This is a genomic window from Mariniflexile sp. (genome assembly GCF_041583155.1).
Lineage (GTDB): Bacteria > Bacteroidota > Bacteroidia > Flavobacteriales > Flavobacteriaceae > Mariniflexile.
Map to the genome: position 1 here is coordinate 1 of NZ_JBFHGK010000087.1, position 6,704 is coordinate 6,704.

Sequence of the window (6,704 nt, forward strand, 5' to 3'; positions counted from 1 at the left end):
AAGAACGGTTTCTCCTTATTTTTACTGATGAAATTTAAAACATTAGTCATAAACAAGTGCTGGGAATAAACGGTTTTACCTTCCATATTCCAACGCTCTTTAAACTTCTCAGGTGTTTCGTTTTCTTTGGTTTTTCCACAATCGGCATGAGTATTGCCTTCAATATATTCTACTTCGCCATTTCTAAATAAAAAAGGTGGGTAAAAACCATGAGCTCTTACATGGTCTAGATAGCCATAGTATTCATCCCAACCATGACGTACCATTTGTAGGTGCGAGGTTGCAAATCCCCATTCCAATTTACCAAACTGACCTGTTACATAGCCTTGTTTTTGAGCCACTTCTCCTAAAAAAACGGCGTCTTTATTAGGAGGTGTTAAGGCTGAATCAATGATTCTTTGGATTTCTTGATTGGAATAGCTACCGTTGTTTAATTTGGAATAGATACCTGCTTTTGTAATTTGAAAATTTTTGGGGTCGCAATCTCTTAACCCAGTTATTAAAGAAGCTCTGGAAGCGGCACATACCATCCCCGAATAAGCATTTTCAAAAGTAATGCCTTCTTGTGCCAGTTGGTCGATATGCGGTGTGCTGATGATTTTTTGTCCGTAATGACTAAGCAGTCCATTACCCAAATCATCGGCATAAATTAAAACAATATTAGGTTGTTGCTTGTTGCCCTGAGCATGTACCAAACAGGTAAACATGAACATTTTAACAAAAAACAACTTAACGGAATCTATTTTCATTGTATTAATTGTTTTTTACATCACTTCCCCACCAATCGTCGTTAGGTTTCCAATCTGGACTTAGCATTTGTTTTCTTTGGGCTTCTAACCTGGGCATGAGTTTGTTTTTATTGTTTTCCAAACGTTGGTTCCAAGCATCTTCATCCCATTCAGGGTCTTCTTTCGCGTATTGGGTATTCATAGACTCTAACCAATCCATCAGTTGTTTTTTCATTTCGGATGCTTTTTCATTATGCGTTGCAGACACATCATTTGTTTCTCCCAAATCGGTATTTAGGTCATATAATTCCACATGATCATCTTCCCAATAATATATCAGTTTCCAATGATCTTTTCTCATGATAGAAACGGGTTCGCCACCTTGATTTCCATAATGTGGATAATGCCAATATAAAGGTCGGTCTGCAATTTTACCACCATTTAAAAGTGGTTTTAAACTTAAACCATCAGCGTGATTTTGTGGTCTTAAAGGAATGTTGGCCAAATCTAACAACGTAGGAAACAAATCGGCGCCCGAAACTGGCTCATCAATTTTAGAACCATTTTGCTGCATCCACGGAACGTAAATGAAATAAGGTACGCGCAAGCCCCCTTCAAACTGGTAGCCTTTTCCGCCTCTAAGCATAAGTTGATTAGTAGAGAAATCATCACCTGAAGTTACGCCGCCGTTATCCGAAGTAAAAACGATGATTGTGTTTTTATCTAACCCGTATTTTTTCAGCGTTTGCATCACGCTTCCTATGGCTTCATCCACTTGTTCAATCAAGCCCGCATACACTGGATTGTCTTGGTATTTTCTAGCAGGTAATTCACGTGCCATTTCAAAACCGTTTTCTGCAATACCCATTTTTTCGGCTTTGTCTCTATATTTTTTCCATTTTTCTTTTGTAGTTTGAATGGGTGAATGCACCGCATAAAAAGACAAATAGGCTAAAAATGTGGTGTCTTTATTTTTTTCAATGAATTTTGAAGTTTCTTTGGCCAATTTCATTGAAAGCGACATGCCTTTTTCATCTTCATAATCTGTCATATTCGGATTGTTGAACGGTGAAAAATAGCCACCGCTATAAGGCCCTCCTCTTTCATAACCGCCTTGATTGATATCAAAGCCATGGTCTGTTGGCAGTGAGTGTTCAGCTGCACTGCCTAAATGCCATTTTCCAGCAAAAAAAGTAGCATATCCATTTTCCTTTAATACTTCGGGCAAGGTCACATCGTTTTGATCTAAATGATGTTTATACTCTGGTGGTAATAATTTGGTGTATCGGTTCTTATTTTTCCAATCTAAACCCGTAGGAGCGCCTTCGTACTGAGTAATGCCGTGTCTAGCTGTAAATTGCCCATTTAGTAAACTTGCTCGCGAAGGGCTACAAACGGAACATGTAGCGTAACCATTAGTAAACATAGATCCTGATTTTGCCAAGGCATCAATGTTAGGAGTTTCGTAATATTCGCTTCCCATCACGCTTAAATCGGCATAACCCAAATCATCTACCACAATAAAAAGTATATTAGGTTTGGGTGGTTTAGCAATTTGATCTTTGGTTTTGCACGATGCCAACAAAAGGGCCATCGCGGAAAATATATATACTGTTCTTCTCATTCGATTTTTAATTTTATTCAGGTCTAATCCACATACAATGTCCGCCACCAGAAACAATTTTAGCTTTTACCACATCACCTTTTTTTACAGTGGCTATTCGTACTTGGTAAGCTTCGGGGTTAGTTTTGCTATTGGTATCTTCGGTATCTTCATAATACGTAATGATGTATTTTTGGTTTTCATTTAGAAAGTCTAAAGCAATATCTAAAGTGCCACCTTCTGCGTGAACGGAACCAATAAACCAATCGTCTCCATGCCGTCTTGCGGTAGAAATATAGGCATCCATTTTGGCATGCAACACCTTGCTTTCATCCCATTTACCAACTGGCATTTCTTTAATAAATTCAAATAAATCTGATTTTTCAGCATAAGACTCAGGCGCATCGGGAATGCACACCAAACCACTAAAAACAATTAACGTTCTTGCCGCTTCTGCAGTAACCGTAGTTTGTAAAGTGTTTAGTTTTTTTGGACCCTTTTCCCTTTCGCCTGCATTCACGCTTGAGATATCAAAAATCCCATTGTTCATATCCAAAGGACCTTGAATAGCATTTATAAGCGCCATTCTAATAAATGTTTTTGGTGTAAAAGCACGTCTGGAATCTTGTTGAGCATGACAATATTCTCTAGTAATGGCATTGGGATAGGTTCTGCTAACCCCAGTAAAAGGTACCGGACCATCATGAAAATCTATCAACAAATTACTTTCGGCACTCATGCGTATGGCATCTCTTGTAAATGGTACGTTTGAACTCATGAAACCATATTTGATGCCTTTCATATTTAGGGATTTGTAATACGGAAACAAGGCTTCATCACCATAATTACCTTGCCTTCTATCATAATACAAAAGCAACGAAACGCCTTTGTCTTCGGCGTATTTGATTACTTTATCTAAGTCTAATTTGTCAGATAAGGTCATTTTTCCTGGCTCTACATGGGTGTACCACGCATCGTCAATCATAAAATATTCTATCTCATTTTCAGCAGCAAAATCTATAAAACGGTAATAACTTTCGTTATCAATGCCATAGGTAAATCCATCTTCAGTTTTAAAACCATGTACCCGCCAATCCCAAAGGGTTTTTCCAGGTTTTATCCATGAGGTGTCTTCAAGTTTATTTGGGGCTGCTACGTTTAGAGGTAAGGTATTGGTGAGCAAATCGCCTATGTTGTTTTCCAGAAGAATCACGCGCCAAGGGGTAACTAATTCTTTTTCTTCTGAAGTAAATTCATTATTTGATATTAAATTTCCACTTTGTTTATCAAAATTAAAATTGATTACGTTAAATCCTGGGGCACTTACCAAATCAGACTCCAATAATGACATATATTGTTTTTGAGCTGTTTCAACCACCATAGGCATTTTAAATTTATGTTTTACAGAATCCATGGTTTGCAAAGCATCTATTTCTAGAGGTCCCAAAGGTTCCCCTTCACCCGCTGGTGAATACAAGCTACTTGTTTCTGCTAAGCCATATTCCATGTAAAATGAAGGTTTGGTACTTTCAGGAATATTAGGAAGGTTGAAACGAAATGCAACCCCGCCATCATAAGACCGGACATAAAGTTTTGCAGGCGTCCCTTCATAATTTAAAGATACTTCTAACTCATTAAAATTATCTTTAATTTCACTGAATTGCCCCCAAACTGGTTTCCAAGTTTCATTGACTTGGTTTATTTTAGCATCCAAAATTTCAACCTTTAAATCTTGTAAAATAGAAATCTTTGAATTTGAAATCGCATTTGTATTATTTTCAATAAGACTATATTCTAATTGACCTTCATTATTATCTAAAACAATTTTAATTTGCCCATTAGGCGATGTTATTGCAAATTGTTTTTTATTGGAACAATTGTAGAGGGTTAAAACAAAGCTTATGGCTAATAGTGTTTTTTTCATTTTGATAATGGTTTTGGGTTTTTGATAAATGCAGCTGGACGGCTATTTTTATTAAGCTCTTTTTCGAATTCGGAAATGTATTTTTGAAGTCTTACCACTACTTCAGGATGTTCTTGTGAAACATTGGTGCTTTCACTGATATCATTTTCTAGATTATAAAGTGCTGGTGATGCATTATCTGCAACATGTAATTTCCAATGGCCTGACCGTACTGCCTCTAAGGTTTCTTTGCTGTAATAAAAGAATTGCTTATGTGGCGTTTTGCTTTTTCCTTGTAACACTGAAAACACATCTTTTCCATCTATAACACGATCTGTTGGTATTCTTGCTCCAGACAATTTTGCAAAGGTTGGCATTAAATCCATTGCAGTAAGCAGCTCATTATCTATGGTACCAGCAGGTATTTTATTAGGCCATCTTACTACGGTTGGCATGCGCATACCGCCTTCAAAGGTACTTCCCTTTTTTCCTTTAAGAGGTTTTGCGCTTCCTATGGTAGGGCCATTATCTGAAGTAAATATGACAAAGGTGTTTTCATCTAAACCGTTCCTTTTCAAAGCGTCTAAAATTTGACCAACCGACCAATCTATTTCAGCAATAGTTTGTTTATAAATTTTATCGCGGGTTTTGTAATCGACGCCTTCACCCTCATTTTTCAACATGGCTTTCACATCTTCCGGAGCATCTTTCATAAACTCTGGTGATGCTAAAAGTGGCCGGTGTGGACTTGTATGTGGCAGATAAACAAAGAAAGGGGCTTCTTTATTTTTTTCAATAAACTGAACTGCTCTTTCTGTGATGCGTTTGTTTAAATAATCGGCCTTGGGATCCAATTCAATAACGGTTTCACCATCAAGTAAAGGTAATGGCGGAAAATTATATTTTTGTTGATTTTGATGGAAAGGATGAATATCATGGCTGTAGGGTATTCCGAAAAATTCATCAAAACCTTGACGGGTTGGTAAAAATTCTGGTTGGTCGCCTAAATGCCATTTTCCGAACATACCCGTCTTGTATCCTACTGATTTTAAAATTTCTGCTATGGTAATTTCATTGGAATTAAGCCCTTTTGAGTCGGCTGCAAGTAACACTGGAAAATCATTTCCGGTAGCCAACCCTACTCTTTTGGGGTAACTACCCGTCATTAATGCTGCTCTTGAAGGTGTGCATAATGGTGCTGCCACATAAAAACTGGTTAATTTGGCACCCTCACCAGCCATTTTATCAATATTTGGGGTGCTAACATGGGTACCGCCAAAGCAACTTAAATCGGCATATCCTTGGTCGTCGGTAAATATGATGATGAAATTTGGCTGTCTTTCTTTTTGGTTTTGTGAATGCCCTAAGAGACAGCTAAAGAAAACGAACACACCTATATAAGTGCCTAAGCTATTAACAAACCTCGTTTTATTTTCACAAGTGTTGCGTTGCATCCCTATTATTTTGTTTTATTCGTTAAAATGCTCCCTTTTTTATATAAAATCGTATTGGTACCTTTAAACTGAAATTTAGATAATTTTTTATGATTAACGAATGTCCTACTGGATTATAAATCTGGTTTATTCTATGATTTAAAGCAAACATTACTAAGTCAAAGCCATTTTCTACAAAATTAAAGTAACTAACGCTCATACAATTCTCATTAAGTACCTACAAATGTTGCATCTGATTGCTCAAATAGCTATTATTTATTATCAATAATAAAAAACATTCGTTAATCTCAAACTAAAGAGTTTTTTCATTACTATTTAAAAAATTCCAATTGCTTGTTTCGCATTTTCTACTTTAATAGGTTGTAATTCTTTAAAAAAGGTTTTAGTCAGTGAAAATTCAGGTGTTATATTTTGGAATAATTCGATTTTCATAATTAACGCTTTTACTTTTTCAGGATAACAGAATTTGAACCTAGTACTCCCGATATACTGATTATCAAAATTTATGATTAATAGATGAAACACTTTATCGGTCAAAAACTCAATTTCAGTCCTAAAAATTAATTACTTTTTCTAGAGCCTCATCTGTATCACTTTGAAGGAAATTTGATTGATAAAGTATCGTGGTTGTAACCGACGAATGTCTGTTTAGTTTTTGTAAAACCTGGATGGGAATTTTGTCTCCAGAAATATTTCCAAAGCTATGCCGAGCAATATGCATGCTCATTTTTTTGTCTATTCCTGCCTTTTCGGCAACTAATTCCAGTCTTCGATTAAAATTCCGTGTCACCGTTTTTATTCTGGTTCTAATCAATCTATTGTCATTAGCATCTACTCCTTCTAGTTCCTTAAAACCAAAACACAGAATCTTCATGTCTTTCTAGTTTATCTAAAATCTTTAAGACCTTATCTGCCACTTTTAATAAAACCAATTTATTGTTTTTGTTCATGCGATAATATAAGCGATTATCCATGAAATCTTTCCATTTCAATTGTAGTACATCACTAACTCTAAT

5 protein-coding genes are annotated in these 6,704 nt (G+C 36.2%); all 5 read right to left on the reverse strand.

The features are described 5' to 3' along the window. On the reverse strand, nt 1–749 hold a 749-nt coding region (locus tag ABYI63_RS17015), incomplete at its 3' end, for a sulfatase-like hydrolase/transferase (protein WP_372758060.1). 4 nt (nt 750–753) lie between these two features. After that, complete coding sequence (locus tag ABYI63_RS17020; RefSeq protein ID WP_372758061.1) at nt 754–2,352, reverse strand: sulfatase; 1,599 nt, start codon at nt 2,350–2,352, stop codon at nt 754–756. A 13-nt stretch (nt 2,353–2,365) separates the two neighbouring features. After that, nucleotides 2,366–4,255, reverse strand: coding sequence for a glycoside hydrolase family 97 catalytic domain-containing protein (locus tag ABYI63_RS17025; protein WP_372758062.1), 1,890 nt, complete (start codon nt 4,253–4,255; stop codon nt 2,366–2,368). Then, nucleotides 4,252–5,688: a sulfatase gene (locus tag ABYI63_RS17030; protein WP_372758063.1), complete on the reverse strand. Its 1,437-nt coding sequence runs from the start codon at nt 5,686–5,688 to the stop codon at nt 4,252–4,254. Before ABYI63_RS17030 ends, ABYI63_RS17025 begins: the two co-directional genes overlap by 4 nt. A gap of 553 nt (nt 5,689–6,241) precedes the next feature. Continuing rightward, entirely contained in the window at nt 6,242–6,562 is a 321-nt protein-coding gene (locus ABYI63_RS17035) for a tyrosine-type recombinase/integrase (protein ID WP_372758064.1), read from the reverse strand. Nucleotides 6,563–6,704: the final 142 nt, after the last annotated feature.

Coding starts and splice junctions, on each gene's coding strand:
- ABYI63_RS17020 (WP_372758061.1), bottom strand. CDS start 2,352: ATGAGAAGAACAGTATATATATTTTCCGCGATGGCCCTTTTGTTGGCA.
- ABYI63_RS17025 (WP_372758062.1), bottom strand. CDS start 4,255: ATGAAAAAAACACTATTAGCCATAAGCTTTGTTTTAACCCTCTACAAT.
- ABYI63_RS17030 (WP_372758063.1), bottom strand. CDS start 5,688: ATGCAACGCAACACTTGTGAAAATAAAACGAGGTTTGTTAATAGCTTA.
- ABYI63_RS17035 (WP_372758064.1), bottom strand. CDS start 6,562: ATGAAGATTCTGTGTTTTGGTTTTAAGGAACTAGAAGGAGTAGATGCT.